Source organism: Caldicellulosiruptor obsidiansis OB47 (genome assembly GCF_000145215.1).
GTDB lineage: Bacteria > Bacillota > Thermoanaerobacteria > Caldicellulosiruptorales > Caldicellulosiruptoraceae > Caldicellulosiruptor > Caldicellulosiruptor obsidiansis.
On sequence record NC_014392.1, the window covers coordinates 1,775,273 to 1,794,923 of the forward strand.

7 protein-coding genes are annotated in these 19,651 nt (G+C 37.4%); all 7 read right to left on the bottom strand.

Going from position 1 to position 19,651, the window contains the following annotated elements; all coding sequences use genetic code 11:
• Positions 1 to 52 precede the first annotated feature (52 nt).
• Positions 53 to 2,239, bottom strand: coding sequence for a helix-turn-helix domain-containing protein (locus COB47_RS08350; protein ID WP_237698887.1), 2,187 nt, complete (start codon positions 2,237 to 2,239; stop codon positions 53 to 55).
• A 633-nt stretch (positions 2,240 to 2,872) separates the two neighbouring features.
• Positions 2,873 to 8,566: a glycoside hydrolase family 48 protein gene (locus tag COB47_RS08355; RefSeq protein WP_013290942.1), complete on the bottom strand. Its 5,694-nt coding sequence runs from the start codon at positions 8,564 to 8,566 to the stop codon at positions 2,873 to 2,875.
• 272 nt (positions 8,567 to 8,838) lie between these two features.
• The gene (locus tag COB47_RS08360; RefSeq protein ID WP_013290943.1) at positions 8,839 to 9,834 is read right to left on the bottom strand and encodes a peptidylprolyl isomerase; all 996 of its coding nucleotides are present in this window, start codon (positions 9,832 to 9,834) and stop codon (positions 8,839 to 8,841) included.
• Positions 9,835 to 9,932: 98 nt separating this feature from the next.
• Positions 9,933 to 11,471, bottom strand: coding sequence for a WG repeat-containing protein (locus tag COB47_RS08365; RefSeq protein WP_013290944.1), 1,539 nt, complete (start codon positions 11,469 to 11,471; stop codon positions 9,933 to 9,935).
• A 15-nt stretch (positions 11,472 to 11,486) separates the two neighbouring features.
• Positions 11,487 to 12,980 carry a hypothetical protein gene (locus tag COB47_RS08370; RefSeq protein ID WP_013290945.1) on the bottom strand — a complete coding sequence of 498 codons (1,494 nt, stop codon included), beginning with the start codon at positions 12,978 to 12,980 and terminating at the stop codon, positions 11,487 to 11,489.
• 28 nt (positions 12,981 to 13,008) lie between these two features.
• Positions 13,009 to 14,571 (bottom strand): phospholipid carrier-dependent glycosyltransferase, encoded by a 1,563-nt coding sequence (locus tag COB47_RS08375; RefSeq protein WP_237698888.1) that lies wholly within the window; start codon positions 14,569 to 14,571, stop codon positions 13,009 to 13,011.
• 564 nt (positions 14,572 to 15,135) lie between these two features.
• A complete protein-coding gene (locus tag COB47_RS12005; protein ID WP_013290947.1) occupies positions 15,136 to 19,317 on the bottom strand; it encodes a glycoside hydrolase family 9 protein in 4,182 nt (1,393 codons plus the stop codon).
• Between the last annotated feature and the right edge of the window lie 334 nt (positions 19,318 to 19,651).

The window sequence follows — 19,651 nt, forward strand, 5'->3', positions numbered from 1 at the left end:
AATTTTAATCTCTTTGGATTATATTAAGGCAGGTTTCAATATATTTAGGCATCTACGTATCTTCCTCATTTATGTTAAACATTTCACTTGGTAAATATCCTTTTACCCTTTTGAAGGCTCTTCTGAAGGTTTTAATATTTGTAAATCCTACCATTTTGCTTATTTCTTCTAAATTCCACTTTTTTAGCTTTATCAATTTACATGCTTCCTCTATTCTAAGCTTTTCAACATAATCACTAAACTTTACACCAACTGCCTCTTTAAAAATATGGGAAAAATAAGAATCACATAAATTAAACCTTTCAGCAACAAAAGATATACCCATGTTTGGATTAAATGCGTTTTTATTTATAAACTCTAATATCTCCTCTATCAACTTTTCTTTAGAAGCCTTCCTATTGCTCCTGATCTTCTCAGCTATATTAATAAATACTTGCTTTATATCTTCAAATAATCTGTCGATGATATTCTCTTCTATTACAAAACAAAGTTTTTTAACGTCACATAAATTCTCGATATTTAGTTTTGACCTTTTTGCAATTTTAACTATTGTTCCAATCAACTCAGTAATTAATAGATACTTCATACTCAATGATATATTCTTTTCTGCAAAGTTTTTATAATACAATAAGTTTAAAATTTCTTCTATTTCAGATGTTTTCCCTAAATTCGCTAATGACATTAATTTCTCTTCAATTTCTATTGGATACCAAATATCATTTTTCTCTTCAGTATCATAATACCAGACTACTCCTTTTTCTATATTTCCTGTTTTAGTAAATTTGTATAATTCAATAAGTTCTTTTGCATCTAAAAATGAAAGTTTACACTCGCTGAGGGTATCGAAAATTCGACCAACTGTCATTATACATTTTCCACACACTTCAATTTCTAACTTGCCCCCTATTGATTTTAACAACAGATCTACACTTTGTTTTACCTTTTCCTCATCATCCTCATCAAATGCCATAATTATAGCAAAATCATTATCTGTAAGTTGGTAAACATAATAAAACACTAAACTAATCCTCGCATCAATTTCAATATCTTTAAAGTCTTTTTTTATTATATCTTTGAGCCTAACTTGTTGGTTATAAGATAGCACTCTAATTATAGCAACCAGATATTTTTTCCCTCTTACTTTTAAGCCTACACTTTGGATATTTCTCTCCATTGTCTCTTCATTATGGAACCAACCATAAACAAGCTTTTCTATTATCATATCGTTTAATACTTCTTGTTGAAGGTTTATTATATTAATGATTTCACTATTGGTAGACTTATGATTTGATATCTCGTGTTCTTTTTCCTCTATCTCATTTAATTTTTCAAAGAAAATTGTTTTATTTTCATTTTCCATATTTACATTTTTTAAACTGGAAGTTAACTGTTTTATTAATCCTTTGCCTTTTTTGAGGTAAATAATGAACAAACCCATAAGTATTATGTAAAATGTAAATCCAGTTTGATATAATCTATAAATAGCTTTACTGCTGTATATTTCATTTTCTAAATTGTTGTACGGTACAAGGTAAATATAATCCCATTCACATACATTTGAAGTCAATCGTAAAAATACATACCTAATATTTTGGATTACCACTACATCATATGGGTTAGAACCTGAATTTTTCGCCACGTTTAAAATTTTTATAATGCTATTCTTTATTTTGTTAACGTCTGCTCTATTTGAAGCTAATATTTTCTTCTCACCTTTATCGTAAATAAAAATCGCTGAACCTTGCCTGCTTAATTCGTTCTCACTTAGCAACTTTTGAAACTTATTAATATCAATAATTACTTGAAGAATTCCTAAAAGATTGTCAGAATTATTAGAGGGAATGTCGAATGTTGTATACAATGCCGATATCTTCTTTCCATTAATTTGAAATTCATGTGACTTTAATTTGTTTTTGGATTTATCATTACTTTTATTAAATACTTCATTGTACCAAACACGGAAGTCCATTCTATAGGGTGAAAAGTAATTATAAAAATTTTTAAATCCAAAGGTAAAGAAAGAACCAAATTCTTCGGAAGTAAAATATATTATTTCTCCCTTGCGTAAAAAAAGTATCACGATAGGTTTTAGTTCTCCATTAATCCAATTAATGCATTCAAAGTGTTTATAATATTCAAAGTATTCCCATAAATCTGATGAATTTTCTCTTAAATCCCATAGATTCCCTACCCAAATTAATTTACCATTGGTGAGAACACGAGTAACTATCTCATTCATTTCTTTAAGCTCGTAGTCTACTTTGTCTCGAAGTTTATTTAGTAAAATTAAATTATTATTAATTTTGTCTTTTATAAGAAGACTTTTAGACAAATCTAATAAGAAAACTGACAGTAGAAAAGGAAGTACAAAAATCATAATTGATAAAAAGAACAATACCACATTTACATTTTTTTTAGAGCATAGAAAGCATTTCATTCTTCCACGTAAACCCCCTAACCCACCATATACTAAAAACTGTGTTGTTTACATGATTTCTAAATATTGTAATAAATAAACATATCAATTTTATTTGCTTCCGCCACTTATAATAAAACTTTATCAAGTAAATCGTCACAGAGTAAACAAGAAAGTTTTATTTCAGCTAGGAAAATTTTAAGCTTGTTTCTCATTTATAAAATATTAGCCCTCTATTTCATTGCGGTAATTTTGTTTATTAATAATATCTTTTACTAATTGAGTAATCTCTTTTCTTACAATTACGTTAATTAAAACATTTTCCATACTTAATCACTTTATCCGGACTATTTCACACAAACTTTTTAATTTTTCAAAATTATATATCTAAGTAAAAAGGGTAGCACACCATACCTATAGATGTGCTACCCCGCTAAATTTTCATTTACCTACTTATTATTGATTGCCAAACAGTATTTCATATGTTGCATTAGCTATTGCTATGTCGCACTGTGCCCAGAACCTGTGATATCTGAACTCCGGTACCTGCCCTGACTTGTATGCCGCCTCTAACTTCGGCCAATCAGGATCTTGTTTGTACTTGCTCCTTATGTCTATAAACTTAACTCCACTCTTTATTACATCTCCATTCGGCATCTTCCCTGTCCATCCTGCCGGTATATATACCTCTTGCTCAAAGAACCTCTTGTAGTCCGCTCTCTTCTCTGGCGCTGATAAACCTTTGTTATCCCTGTACAACTTCCACATCCTGTCCAGCAATTCCTTCGCTAAATTCTTTGCTTCCTCATCAAATACCCCATACTTCTTCGTCCCTGCACTATAGTACAACAACGCATTCGCTAGCGACGCTGTTATACCTAAATCTGTACCATAATCAACTACCTTAACGTGCAAATTCGGATTCCCTGTATATGTCCCCTTCCATGTATCAGGTTGTCCGCTCCAATCAAGCGTCGACGGTATCGCAAATGTCCCATCACTATTCAACTTCACTACACTCTTAATCCAGCTTACCCACTTCTCAAGCAGTGCACCTGCATCCTTATCTCCTGTCACATAGTAATACTCCGCTACCCTCTGCATCGACCATGCCTGGAATCCAAACCATGTGTTGCTGCCAGGATCTCGATATACCGGGTTCGGTTCATACGCCATTCCATAAAATGTCGCTGTACCTGCCGGATATTTCTCGTACCTGCCATTCCATGAATTTGTCGCGCCTCCTGCTATCGCTCCCTCCGCTGACTGCAACCACCTGTAAAATTCTATCTGCCTCTTCAAACTCTTCGCCCAGTCGTTCGCTCCGGTCGGCGACTTCGGCTTCATATCACTATCATTCGCTAATGCCCATGCCGCCATCGGATTCTGATATCCAAAGTGCGCATGGCTGCACCCTATCTTCCATGACCATGCTCCATCCAATGCTCCGCCCCATGCATAATACCATGACAGCAGATAATGTGCACTGTCATACCCTGTTCCTCCAGCCGCATTCTTGTCCTGACATCCTAATGGCTTGAAATACTTGTCAAACATCGCATACCTCAAATAGTCACCCATCTTCGCCGCCTTCGCTACATAGCTGCTTATCTCATTAAACTTACCTTGCTCCTTCGCCCATACCTTCGCCCAATATGTTGCTTGAATCGCTCTTGCATCCGCATCAGGTGCATCCGTGTATCTCCACTGCTTCGAATAGTTCTGATCCTTAATAAACAGGTCTAAAAATCCATTCGGTCCGCCCCACTTGAATTCCTCCCAGCTCGGATGCGGCACCGTCTCCCATACAGACTCCTCTGGTCCTCTCTGGAACGTATTGATAAATGATGCCCGGCTCACTCCGTCCCCTCTCTTGCCATATCCATACCAGTTGTCTACGTCCATCAACCAGTGCATACCATACATCAATGTGCTACCATATGTGCTCACAAGTTCATTATGCAACGGGTCTTTGCCAACAGGTACATTAAACTCCAACGGCGATGGATACTTGTCCGGTGTCTCCCACTCTCCTGCATATGTCGCTGGCTTGTTAGGATCATATGACCTTATCGGCTGATCTTCCGCTGACGGTATCATATACTTCTCTAATGTGTCCCATGCTGTCTTAAATTTGCTCCAATCCCCCGTCAACTTCCCATACACTGCCTCCAACCATACATAGTACGAAAATGCCTCACTCGTGGTCAAATGACCATAATCAGGTGCTTCGCATATCAGTGTCTCCACCGAATGATATGGTATCCCATCCTGGTTAAAATACCCGTTCGCAGGATCATGGATCTTGTTCCACAACCACATAAACCTCTGCCCATATTCGCCAAGCCCGCTCGGTGTGCTGCTAGGTGTCGGTGTAGGCGCAACTGTCACCGTCGGCGTTGGTGTTGGGGTTGGTGTTGAAGTAGGTGTTAGTGTTGACGTTGGTGTTGGGGCCGGGGTTGGAGTTGGTGTTGGGGTTGGTGTTGCTGTAGGTGCTGGCGTAGGTGTTGGTGTCGCTACTGGGGCTGCAGTCGCTCCACTCGGCTCCTGACCCCATACCAGCACTCCATCTATATACGCCGTTACCTTCACATTCTCTCCATAACTCGTCATGCTCTGTGCCCATGACCAGTCATTTCCCTGATTGTAATTGCTCCAGTCACTCTTGTTAAACCTTATCTGTATCTCCCCTGTGTCCTTCCCAGGCTGCAACTGACCCGCTCCACTCTTAAATCCTATCTCTAAATAATAGTCCGCTCCACTTACGCTACCACTCAGCTTCACAAACTTGAATGTCACATTGCTTGCTCCTATCTGTGCCCAGTCGCTTACCGCACTCTGTGTCTTGTCTCCATCTACCGTGTACCAGTACCTTATCGTTACCCTGCTCAAATCTATCGCACTGCTACCACTATTTACTACCTTCAACCACGGCCTTATCGTGTTCGTCGTAGCATTTGTCTCCATGTTCTTATACAATACCTTTATCTGCCCACCTGTTGCCGGACTGCTGCTCGGTGTTGGCGTCGGTGCCACCGTCACTGTCGGTGTCGGCGTCGGTGTTGGAGTAGCAGTTGGTGTTGGTGTGGGTGTGGGTGTGGGTGTTGGTGTTGGCGTTATTGTCACTGTTGGGGTTGGCGTTACTGTTGGTGTCGCAGTTGGTTTCGGTGTTACTGTTGGGGCTGGTGTCGCTCCACTCGGCTCCTGACCCCATACCAGCACTCCATCTATATACGCCGTTACCTTCACATTCTCTCCATAACTCGTCATGCTCTGTGCCCATGACCAGTCATTTCCCTGATTGTAATTGCTCCAGTCACTCTTGTTAAACCTTATCTGTATCTCCCCTGTGTCCTTCCCAGGCTGCAACTGACCCGCTCCACTCTTAAATCCTATCTCTAAATAATAGTCCGCTCCACTTACGCTACTACTCAGCTTCACAAACTTGAATGTCACATTGCTTGCTCCTATCTGTGCCCAGTCACTTATCGCACTCTGTGCCTTGTCTCCATCTACCGTGTACCAGTACCTTATCGTTACCCTGCTCAAATCTATCGCACTGCTACCACTATTTACTACCTTCAACCACGGCCTTATCGTGTTCGTCGTAGCATTTGTCTCCATGTTCTTATACAATACCTTTATCTGCCCACCTGTTGCCGGACTGCTGCTCGGCACTGGTGTCGGTGTCGCTGTAACAGTTGGCGTTGGTGTCACTGTTGGGGTTGGTGTTGTCGTTTGTGTAGGTGTAGGTGTAGGTGTAACACTCGCAGTTGGTGTTGGGGTTGGGGTGGATGTTACTGTTGGAGTCGGTGTTGGAGTAGGTGACGCAGTTGTTGATACCGGCGTTGATGTTGGAATTGTAGCACTATCAGCAATTTCACCCCATTTTATTCCTAAACCATTAGTAGCAACGAATACTCTTCCATATACTCTTGGATCTCCAGTAATGTCTGCATTAGCACAACCAAATTGATTATTATCATCATTTATTCTTACCCAACTTGCACCTGCATCATCAGATCTAAATATTCCTCTGATTCCATTTATCTTTGCATAAGTGTAGATTGCCGGATATGTTTTTCCCTCTGCAGGTTTACCAAACCCAATACTTGCTGCTTCCTCTACATTTGCAATTTTTGTAAATGTATAACCACCATCAACCGAATGCCACATTCCATTATTGCCGACTAACCATATATCACCTTCACGACCAGGAACAGCCTTAAAGTTCCCGCTTGTTGGCAAGCCAGAAGGTGGTGATTGAACAAAGGTTTTTCCTTTGTCACTACTAATGTAGAATTTCCCATCTTTAAAAGCATAAAACTTGTTTGGATTAACTCTATCAGAGTATACAATCGCTCCGGAAGGTACATTAGCACACTCATACCATGTATTACCATTATCTGTGGAATAGGATACAGGTGCACCTTTTGGTGCCCACACAACTACACTAGCATCAGCAGCTGCAGCAACTGTTCCACCTTCTGTCATTCCTTGAGGTTCTTGATTACCTTGGAACCATGATTTCCCACCATCATATGAAAAACCAATTCTGTTTGTGTTTGGATTCCATGTTTTGTCAACGTTCCCTACACGCACCATAAAGTTTGGATTCAATTCAGCGTAATCTATATCAGTAGTCGAACCCATATTGGGTTGAGTATATGTCCAGTTGGGTGCTTTCTCCAAATCATCATGTCTAAACCCTGCGATATCGTATATTGCACTAAATAAATGTGGTCCGATTGGTGGGCTCACTAATGCTGCAACTGATGTTTCTTCTATTCCAATTCCTTTTACTTTAATTGTTATCTTTTCACCTTTGTCCCATTTAGTTAAATCATCACACCCATATAACGTAGCACCTGTCCCATATAACATTCTATCAGAGTTAAATGGATCAATCTCAAGGGCTGCAACCATCCAACCAAGCTTTGGACTTGTCTCGGGAGGAATTGGATTCGTAATACCAAAATTCAACCATGGAGCTGCAGAAATATCCATAGTGTAGTGAAGCGTTCTGTTAGGATATCCAGCCCATTCCCATATACACTTCCATGTTTCACCACCATCTGTACTACGCCAAATATAAGTATCGGGCCACCATGAACTCAAAGCTGCTACCATTACCACTTTTGGATTTTGAGCGTCAACAGCTAATCCTCCATATCCAAAATAAGTATCTTTTGCTGGCATTGGACTTATGTTTTTCCATTCGCCAGTTTTAGTATTATATCTCCATACTTCTCCATCGTCACCGTTGTAAGGGCCCTGCGTATTGCTATATGTTATATACAGCATCCCATCTGAACTTAACTTTGCATGTTGTGGAAGTAAACCCGTAGGTTGTCCTGGCAATGCCTCCCATGTTTGCCCACCATCTTTTGTATAGTATATGCTTGTATTTTTATCGGCTACCCCTACATAAATCACTTTGCTTCCTTCTCCGGGTTTACCGCTCGTTGGATCAAATACAACCCATACTATACCTGTGATATGATTCAAATAATCATAAGGACAATTCGGATCTTCAACATATGTTCCTGGGTTCGGGAAGTTCTCTACTTTTTTCCATGTAACGCCATAATCAGTACTTTTCCATAGTCCATTTCCTTCGCGTGTACCTAAATATAAGATACTATTGTTATTCGGATCAATAGCTAATCTCTCTCCCATATTTCGACCGGGCATATTACCGCCCAATTTGAATGGTAAAGGAGTTCGTTCAAATGTATTACCTTTATCTTTTGAACGTAAAAGAACCCCATTCATATTTGTCCAACTATTTGTATAGGTACCTGCAGCAATATACAGTCGATTTGGATCAACAGGGTCAGTGGCAATACTCTCCACACCTAACAAATTCCACTCATCATAGCTTACCCAATTCATAAGCTGAGTCCATGTATTCCCACCATCTGTACTTCTATAAGCGCCACCAATATCTGTTCTTACATAAACTAGGTTCTTTTCTTTAGGATTGAAAACTATTCCTGTAATAAAACCGCCACCACCCTCAATCTTTACATTTTTCCAAATGTACTTTTGAGTAGTGACTACACTCTCCGCCCTAACTGGAATGATTAAGCCATACATAGTTGTGCATAAAAAGATAATTGCAATAAATAACGCTATACCCCTTCGCATCTTAACCCCCTCTTTTCAGTTATGGATTTAATAGTCTGAGTTAGGTAATTGAAAATTATACTTTATCTTGAGTTTCTATCACCTCACTTCTGTCTTTCGTATTGTATTAAATTTTATACACGCTTCCTATCATGTATCATTTTATATTTTTAAGGCAAATTAATTCTATCATTATTTTGCAAATAATTATTACAATATTGCTCTTTTTTATATTAACAATTGTTGCATTTTTCCTAAACTTCTATGCAAGTAGAATCAATTTAAATTTTTGCTTAAAGATCTTTTGTTCTATCCTTATAAACATTGATTTTAGATGACTTCTTTAAATTTTCAATGTATAACCTAAAAACTTGGTCTTTCTTTTGTTTCATCAACTTTGATTGAATTTCTCCTTTTACTTCATCAAGAGGCATGTATTTTTCATCAAGTACTTTTACTATATGATAGCCTTTTATAGTCTTTATTATATTACTGACTTGTCCAACGGCTAATTTAAACACTTCCTCTTCAAAAACACTACCATACTCTGCTTCTTTTTCGCCTTTCCTAAAGTAATCAATTATTCCTTTTGTTATCCCTACACTTTCATCCTCTGTGTACTTTTTGACTAACTTTTCAAAATCCTCTCCCTTTTTTAATTCAGATACTATCTTATTTGCAATTTCTCTTTTTTGAACATCCTCCTCCTCATTCTCCACCTTTAGAAAAATGTCCATGATTTTTATCTTCTTAAACTGATTTTTATTAGTATTATAGTAATTAACTATCTCTGAGTCACTAACAGTTGTTTTGCTTGTAATAGAACTGTAAAGTTTATTAATGATTCTAGTCTTATGCAAGTCTCTGTAAAAATGATTTTCATCTGAACCTATTTTTCGGAGATACTGGTTAAAGTAACTCCTCATTTCCTCGTTTGCCTTTAGTTCTTCAATATATTTTTTTATTTCTTCTTCTTCTTGCTTTGTGAGATAAATATTTCTTCTTCTGGCATCCTGTAAGCACAGCAATTCTTCTGTTAAAATCGTAAACAACTCATCTTTCAATAACTCTCTATATGTTTTTCCGTTAAACACTTGATCCAAGATGTCTGCACGTGAAGAAAATTGAATTGCATTCTCTTTCAGGGTATTAAACCTTATTTTGTACTCTCTTTTGGTAACTTGTTCTCCATTTACTTCTAACACTACCTTGTGATCATCAATTATCCTTGCAATTTTACCCTTAAAAATAAACAACGACAAGATGATTGAAATAAGCAATATACCCATTACCAAAAATAGATTTTTTTATTCATAATAAACCTCCTCAATTTAAAATTTTTTGCTTACTCATTTTTTGTGGGTTAATCATTATAACTATTTCATAATTATTTCTTTAGAATAATAACTTTCATGCCTTTCTTTGTAGTATATGCCCAAATATTGTCATTAATTCTCATCATAGAAAACGTTTTGAATCTGTAAAAGTATTTTTTATTATTCTTAATTACTATGAGAAACCAGGTATCATTTTGTCTTGCAAATATATAATTCCTTGTATGAAGTGTAATTTGGTCAAATTTCGGTTTCAGCAGTATCTTGCCCGTCTTTAGCAGCACACCCCATTTGCCATTTTTTAGAAATGCTACGTATCCATCTTTTACTTCGCCTATTAAATCATAGTTCAGTGGTGTTAAAGCTCCCCCGTTCATTTTCGCTAACCCCCACTTTCCATTGAGATAAACTACAATTATGTCTTTGTCTGCTATCCAGATAGAATCATACTTTGGCTTAATAACAAACTTCCCATTTTCTGCAATCAACCCCCACTTGTCTTTAACCTTGACTGCCGCAAAACCATTGTTAAATACTGTTATATCATGTGCTTTTATATCTATCGTCTTTCGTGAATCAAGATTTACTAAGGTTATGACTCCATTATTTTGTTTTATTGAAATCGTTTTGTTTGAAGAAACAACTAGCGAATCCCTTTTAAAAGCTTTAGCTAACATTTTACCGTCAGAAAACATAATGTACAACTTTTTATCTTTTTTAAGCTCCAACCAGCCTTCATTGTGGACCCATATTTCATCATAAATCGCCGGATAAACTTCTGATAATGTTTCAAGATTTAAAATGCCCCACTTATTGTTTCTCATAACAGGTAACATTTTCCCAATGTTTAATGAAAAGTTGCTATAGTTGTCTTTACTTTCCTTTTTGTTTGTGATCGATATTACTTTGTAACTATCTTTTTCTTTAGCAACAATGACACCCTTGTAATTCAAAATTTGTATCTCTTTGTATTTTAATGGTACAATTTGATTTCCTTTTTCATCGATAATTCCCCATTTATTATACTTTTTGGCTTGAATCATTTTGCTTGGATGTATAATTATGTCTTGATACTGAGGCTTTAAAGTATATTTACCTGACTTATCTATAATTCCCCACCTGTTGTTCACACACACAGCTGCAAGCTGGTTTGTAAATGCAGTTACATTGTCAAATTGTGGTTTTAGCTTAACTTTCCCATAGATATCAATAAAGCCCCATTTATTTTTAAGCTTGACTGGAATCATTCCCTCACTTTCTAATAGTATCCTTTCATATGTTGGCTTTACTATAATATTTCCCTTTATATCCATTATCCCCCATTTATCATTCTTTTCAAACATAACTAATTTACTATTGAGATATGCTACATTTTGATAACTTTCATCTGAGACTGAAAAAAATTGGTTAGCAATATTTTTTTTGATTACAATTGTTGTTGTGCTATATATTGTTGTTATCAATAAGGATAAAATTAATATGATTATAAAACTTTTTACAATAGGCAACCTCAAAAGTTCTTTGAACTGAATTTTCGTTTGCTGTTTTTTTTGCTTACCTTTTTGTCTTTTGTTTCTCTTTTTACTCTTCATTCTTTACCACCCCTCCTAAAGTATTTTCTTTTGTTTTCGTGTATTCATGCTATCATACCTACACATTTTTTTGTGCTTTAGCAGGCTGCTAGTAATAATATAAAGTGACACAATGAGAATGACAATATTCGCTATTGCCACTAAAAAATTTGAAAATTCTCTTTGAACAAAATAAACGTTTGACAGAGAAAGATTCAAAACCTTCGATATATTCATAAAGGTCAACAAGGAAATAATCATTGATATCCTTAACCATCTTATGTCATTAATCAGTACATATACCATTAGACAAAATAACCATGCAAATATCGAATATCTTTCATGCATACCTGTCATAAGGTTATAAGAAAGTAAGCCAATTACAAAACCACCTTGCAGGAGATACCTTAGTTGGATTAAATGATCATTTGTTTTTTTTAATCCAATGCCAATTAGCACCAACACCAAAATGTATGCAATTGCCAAAATAATTATATTTATGCAATTGTACATACCTCCTGTTTTGACCCAATTTAAGCCTCCTGCGTAATAGATATTAAATGCATTTACTGTGTAATAAGGATATTCTCCTGCTATTTTTATAAAGAACTTTGGAAGCCATAAAATCTCCTTATGAGGCATGAAAAGAAAATACAATCCGCCGCTTACAATGCTAAAAGAAATTATTTGTTTTATTATGTCCACTGTTCTATTTCTAAGCCAAAGATTGTATACCCAGTATAGTACTATTAGCGGAAAATATAGGATAAATTGAGGTTTTGTGAACAATAAATAGGCTGCTACACATCCAACTAAAATATGGGCATTGTAAACTAAGCTAACAAATAGCATAACCAACAACATGGATACAAAGCTGTCACTCTGTCCCCACATTGATGAGAGCAAAATTAGTGCGGGATTAAACAAAATTATTGTACTTTCCTCACGAGTTGGTCGACTTCCACACTTTTGCTTAAGGCCTAACACCATTACTCCAATGGCAATGTCAGCTAAGATGTTCGGTAATTTAATAAGTAGGTCATCTGAAATGGTACTGTGGACTATCGAAGCAATGTTTTTAAATAATTCTAAGATGATTAAATATCCTGGCAGGTAGTCAATAAAAACGTTCTTCTCATAAATGTTGAACATATCAGTTGAAGCAATGTTCATCCATGCCTTGAAACAATTTACATCTATCGGATGTCCTGATATTGCACCACCTAAAGCCAATCTTACAAAAAATGCGGTGAATAGCATCCATATGAATTCTATTCTTGAAATCTGCGATTTGTTGCAAAAGTTTAAATAGTAGCTGTAAAAAATAATTCCAATTATTGTTATAATACTCACTATTATTCTATTCGGCTGCCTGCTTTTAAACATCACTTCACCGAAATTAGCCATCCACCAGCCTAACGGCAATATTGTAATTAGTATACTGTATGTTATTATTGCTACAACTTTTTTATTTGCAACGTCAAGCTTCTTTACTGCTTCATACTTTCTATTTGACATCTTGTTTTCCATTCTCCCCTTCTCTATTTACACAACTTTGTTAGAATATCCAACTCTTCATTATCTTTAGCATATCAATGTATTTTGCTGACACAGTCAAACCGCTCACAGCAGGATAGTATATGATAAGCATAATCAGAGCTAAACTACTTACTGTCATTGCGACTTTTTCTTTTAATCCTTGCTTTAGATTTAGATTATCAATTGCCATAGCTATCGCTATGTAAAGCCAAGGTAATGCGAGGTAATAATGATATATGAACTTGATTCTACCTATAAACATCCATGGAACAATTGAAGATATATAGCTTGCAATTACTATAAAAGAACTCAAATTGTTTTTGGGATTTTTCAGAGCCACTATCAATAAATATGCCAGCGCTAACAATCCTAGACCCCACATAACTGGATTCCCTAAATATGCAATAGTCGAACGTAAATTACTTGGCAACGAATTGTCATAATAAGCCCATAGTGGTTTTGTTGACAATAGCCATTGATACCACTCAGAAGAAAATGGATGCGTTGCCACTAATGTCGAATGGTATTTCCAAATATGGTTTTGTAACATTACAAAATCACTTATGACTGCCCCTGGCAGGTTATGATATGGATATTTTATTGTTATTGGCAGGTATGTGAGATAATAAGGTATTATAAAAGCTATGATGGATAATAATCCATTCTTGATTGTCTTTATAACCCAATTTTTGTCATTACTTTTTATAAGATTATACACTCTATATGCGAATGAAATTGTTAAAATAGGTGTAATTGAATACAAAGCATTCCATTTACATGCAAATGCTAATCCTCCAGTTGAAAATGACAAAAAGTACGCTAAATTCGTTTTGGATAATTTTTCTTTCCTGTTTAGTATACTACTTATGTACGACATTCCAAAAATTGAACATAAAAGAATAAAAAACAAACTGAATGTATCGAGGTTCGCTGTTCTCGACAAGCTATTATGCAAAAAGTCACTTGCCATCAATATTATAACTGCTATTCCGCACCAAAATGAGGGTTTGTGTAGCTTAGTGAATAAAATTAGTATAAGAACCAACGCAATTGAACCAAAAATTAAATTAACAATTCTCCATCCAAATGGATTTACCCCCCATATTGCCATTCCAACTGATATTAACCATTTACCTAAGGGTGGATGAACTAAATCATAAGGCGGCAACCCCTTTAACAGTTCGTAGGCTGTTCTTGCATGATATATCTCATCAAAATATGAACTGTAACGGTAACTTACTATACTTTTCATTTTGGTTTGCTCATCAACTAAATTATAAGGATTTCCTGAATAGTTGAAGCCTTTTAAAATACCAATTGCTGCGTTTGAAAAATCTATAAACTGTTTGTCATCTTTTTTTGCTGCAATTTCTCTAATCTCAAGACCATTTCCATGTGTCACGATAAGCACTTTGTCAACGACGTTATTAACTGATATTACCTTACCTTGAAAAAAGGCTGATTGGACAGATTGTTGGAATATTACAGAGTTATCGTTCAAAAATTGTATATCAACTTTCCCATCTCCGTAACCAAAATAGATAAAGAAGTCCTTTATAAACATCTTGGGTGAAATTCTCACTTCAATTGTACTGCCCTCTTCTTTGGATGCCCAATATGTCGTTGGTATTTCTCTTGAGCCAATGGAAATAACCTGGAGAATAAAGTATCCCGTGGCAATCAGAATTGAGAGTAATAATAATACATTTTTGTTTTTCATTAATTTTTCACTCCTTTGCTTTTATTGTATATGTTGACAGCCAAACACTGCTTAGAAATTTTTTTAATTGTTTTATTTTTTTAATTGTTTTAGTAATTAAAAAAATATAACATTGGTTGCGTAGAGTTCTTCTGATGACTTTCTAATAATTATACACTTAACACTCTTCAATGCAACATTTTTAACAATCGATAATGCATAAAATTTTTATAGGATGGGTATTCTGGACAAATACGAGTATAAAGCATTCTATTCAGTTGTGATTAAGTTAATGGTTCAAATTTTTGATATTTTTTTGCATAACGTGTGTTTCATAAAATCAACAGGGCGGGCGTATAGAAGACCCACCCTGTCATTTGACTAAATAATTCATATATTAGTGCTAATTGGACTATCATATCTTTCAAATAATTTTCGCACTTCACTTTATTTAGCACCAATCGCATTAGTTTTATACCATTGTCCCCATGGAGTTGGATTATTGGGATCCCAATTGTTTACCATGTCCAAATAACCTACATAGCTCGAATTGCCACACCAAGACCAGCTAAAAAGTCCTATCTTGTATTGTTTTGCATACCTGACAATAGCTTCCTCGTCAGGATCACCATCTGTATGCTGATGCCCAAACTCCCCAATAACTAATGGCAGCCCTTTCTCCACAAATGACTTGATATATTCTTCTACCTTGCTTGCTGTATTGTATACACCGTACATATGAATCGAAAATACCAAATTGCGCAGCGGATCTGCTTCCATTATGCTCTGGGCATTGTCTCTCATAGTATTAGACCAATCCTGCCCCCAGTTCGGCGCATCCACCATTATCGTGTGTTTGAATCCTGCATCCCTTAGCGCTTTTATAGCATTCTTCGTGTCATTAACCCAGTTTTGATAGTTATTGTTCCCATACGGCTCATTACCAATGTTTATTATAACAAAATCCTCATTACCTTCTAACACACTCTTTATCTCTTTCCAGTATTCTACTGCTTGTGCCAATGAACATGCTGCCCCGTCCTCACCATATCCTGTCGTGTCGTGAACTTCTAATACAATAGCTCTGAACCCAAGACTTCTTGACAATGATATAATATTTGCCACTTCGCTTGCTGGTATCTTCGTCCATCGGTAGCCATTACTCAGCACTACCCTCACAGAGTTCATACCCCATGACCTTATTCCTCGCAATGCCGTCTCCAGTTTATCTCTGTACCAGCAATGTGCGTGATTGGTTCCTATTAATGTGCTAGTATCTATTCTCACTATCCCACTGCTCGGCGTTGGTGTAGGTGTCGGTGTAACTGTCACCGTCGGCGTTGGGGTTAACGTTGGGGTTGGTGTTGGAGTAGGCGTTGTTGTCACTGTTGGGGTTGGCGTTACTGTTGGTGTCGCAGTTGGTTTCGGTGTTACTGTTGGGGCTGGTGTCGCTCCACTCGGCTCCTGACCCCATACCAGCACTCCATCTATATACGCCGTTACCTTCACATTCTCTCCATAACTCGTCATGCTCTGTGCCCATGACCAGTCATTTCCCTGATTGTAATTGCTCCAGTCACTCTTGTTAAACCTTATCTGTATCTCCCCTGTGTCCTTCCCAGGCTGCAACTGACCCGCTCCACTCTTAAATCCTATCTCTAAATAATAGTCCGCTCCACTTACGCTACTACTCAGCTTCACAAACTTGAATGTCACATTGCTTGCTCCTATCTGTGCCCAGTCACTTACCGCACTCTGTGCCTTGTCTCCATCTACCGTGTACCAGTACCTTATCGTTACCCTGCTCAAATCTATCGCACTGCTACCACTATTTACTACCTTCAACCACGGTCTTATCGTGTTCGTCGTAGCATTTGTCTCCATGTTCTTATACAATACCTTTATCTGCCCACCTGTTGCCGGACTGCTGCTCGGTGTTGGCGTCGGTGCCACCGTCACTGTCGGTGTCGGCGTCGGTGTTGGAGTAGCAGTTGGTGTTGGTGTGGGTGTGGGTGTGGGTGTTGGTGTTGGCGTTGTTGTCACTGTTGGGGTTGGCGTTACTGTTGGTGTCGCAGTTGGTTTCGGTGTTACTGTTGGGGCTGGTGTCGCTCCACTCGGCTCCTGACCCCATACCAGCACTCCATCTATATACGCCGTTACCTTCACATTCTCTCCATAACTCGTCATGCTCTGTGCCCATGACCAGTCATTTCCCTGATTGTAATTGCTCCAGTCACTCTTGTTAAACCTTATCTGTATCTCCCCTGTGTCCTTCCCAGGCTGCAACTGACCCGCTCCACTCTTAAATCCTATCTCTAAATAATAGTCCGCTCCACTTACGCTACTACTCAGCTTCACAAACTTGAATGTCACATTGCTTGCTCCTATCTGTGCCCAGTCACTTACCGCACTCTGTGCCTTGTCTCCATCTACCGTGTACCAGTACCTTATCGTTACCCTGCTCAAATCTATCGCACTGCTACCACTATTTACTACCTTCAACCACGGTCTTATCGTGTTCGTCGTAGCATTTGTCTCCATGTTCTTATACAATACCTTTATCTGCCCACCTGTTGCCGGACTGCTGCTCGGTGTTGGCGTCGGTGCCACCGTCACTGTCGGTGTCGGCGTCGGTGTTGGAGTAGCAGTTGGTGTTGGTGTGGGTGTGGGTGTGGATGTCACGGTTGACGTCGGAGCTGGGATGGAACCTGCTGAACCGCCTGGTTCTTGTCCCCATACCAAGGTATCACCCTCATAAGCTGCTATGAATTTATTCTTGCTTAAATCTCTAGTTAATCCTGCATAAGATGGATCATTTGTTGGATCCCAAGGAACACCTTGAGGTACAGATATCTTAAATTGCGCTTGTTTCTTGTGTTCTACTTCTCCACCTGGATATATTTTTGTTCCTGTAAAGTCCACCAGTATATAATAAAGGTTTTTCGACGCGTTCCAAACATAAGGACCCGATATTTTAGCCCCTTCTGCATAATAAGTGTCTACTTTAACAACGTCAGCACTATACCCTGCATTGATTAGCTCACTAAGATCGATGAAGTATTTGAACTTTAAATTTTCTGTTACACGTGGAGGCCATCCTGTTCGATTGTAGATATATGAAATTATTTCCGTATAATTTGCACCTTGCGAATTACCAAATTTAGATTCAACAAAAATTTCATCGTTAGTTGGTGTCTCTATTGCTTTAAAATTAGGTATGGGTTCTCCTCCATACATAAGGTACATCTTTGCCAATGCACCAACAATGCCGGCATTGTAATCGCAAGCAACCTCGTTTTGTACGTAGTCTGTAATGTCGTCATTATAGCTGTCATCTGAGCCTGGGCCTCCCACTAAAGCACCATAAAGTATATGACGATGATATTCTGGTATTCGCATACTATTAGCCCATGAGCTATGAGCATTTCTATGATGTGGATGTTGTGGATAATTATGGCCAAATCCTACTAAAAAGCTTCTACCTGTTGAACCTAATGCATAGTTAATCTGACTCTCACCAAATTTTAGATAAGCTGTTCGCTTATATTCTGGACATCCCGACCAATCTGCATAAACAAACGCTAAGAAAGCAGCAGTTGTAGCATACCTAAGTGAGCCCCACCCTGTTAACCATGCAAGACCCTTAGGTGTATATGTTATGTTATATGTCCAATGATTAAGATTTCTTTCAACAGCACCTTTATATATGTCTTTATTAGTAATTTTTGCTAAAAGTAATATTGCTCCGTATCTTACATCGTCCCAGCACTGTGTCCATGTATTTGTGCCACCGGCATATTCTGCCATAAGCGCCTCAGCTTTATCTAAATATGATTTGTCATTTGTCGCAAGATATAACCACACTGCCGCCCAACCAAGATCATCTATGAAACCACCTGATGTATAAAAGCCCGTTGCTGCTATGTACCCTGTATCGCTGCGAGTTCTGTCTGCAAAATCAAAAAGATCTATCGCATGCTGTAAATATATGTCCGCTTTCTGTTTATTTCTCTCACGTATTACAATTGATGCAGCTGCTAAAGATGCTGCTGTCTCAGCAACAACTGAACTAGCAGGGTTATTCAAATCACACTTGTATGCAGGTCGTTTCATTTGCATTACTTCTGCCGGACCCCAGAAATTGTGGTCTTCAATTGGATCACCAACTTGATAATAGTATACATACTTTAATGGATGACATTTTACAAAGTAGTCGTTTACCCATTCTATCTGATTGAGTATATGTTCAAGCTGCCCGCTCTTCTCAAATGCTGTTCTGTACTCATAAACCGCCCATGCAAGCATTGATGCGCTATATGACATTGGAAGATTAAACTTTACATGATCACCTGCATCATGCCAACCACCAGTGAGGTCCAAACCAACATCTTTACCATCATTCAGACCTGAATCTCCACGCCAGTTGTTACGAACCCATGACGGTAGTTTACCCGACATTTGGAATTCGTAAAACATAATCGCCTTTTGAAGAGCTTCACCATAGTTAAATGTTGTTGCCGCTTTAGCCTTGTTGTAATTATTTCCATGAAAGAAAAGAATGACTTGTAGGAGAAACACTACAATTAAGGATACGGTTAACCCTCTTAGCACTTTTTTAGTTCCCCTCATTTTTACTTCTAACCCCCTCTTCTTTCTTTTCTAATAAATCTTTCTTTCTAATAAATTTCTTTGATTTTGATTTGACTTAAACTGTTTGTCATACTCTCTTCAATGTAAATTATTAGTAATTACTAATGATTTTGAACGCTTCACCTCCTCGTATCATATAATTATCAAATCACTTAAAACTTCATATCTCAATTGGTACATTAAATTATTAGTACCAATTGATTACTGGAAACTCACCTTTATAGCAAAGCTTTTCTTAAAACACTCACTTCTCAAAAATTGAATATTAAAATTGACTGCTACAACTTAAATTTGCCCTTTATCTTTGGTAAAC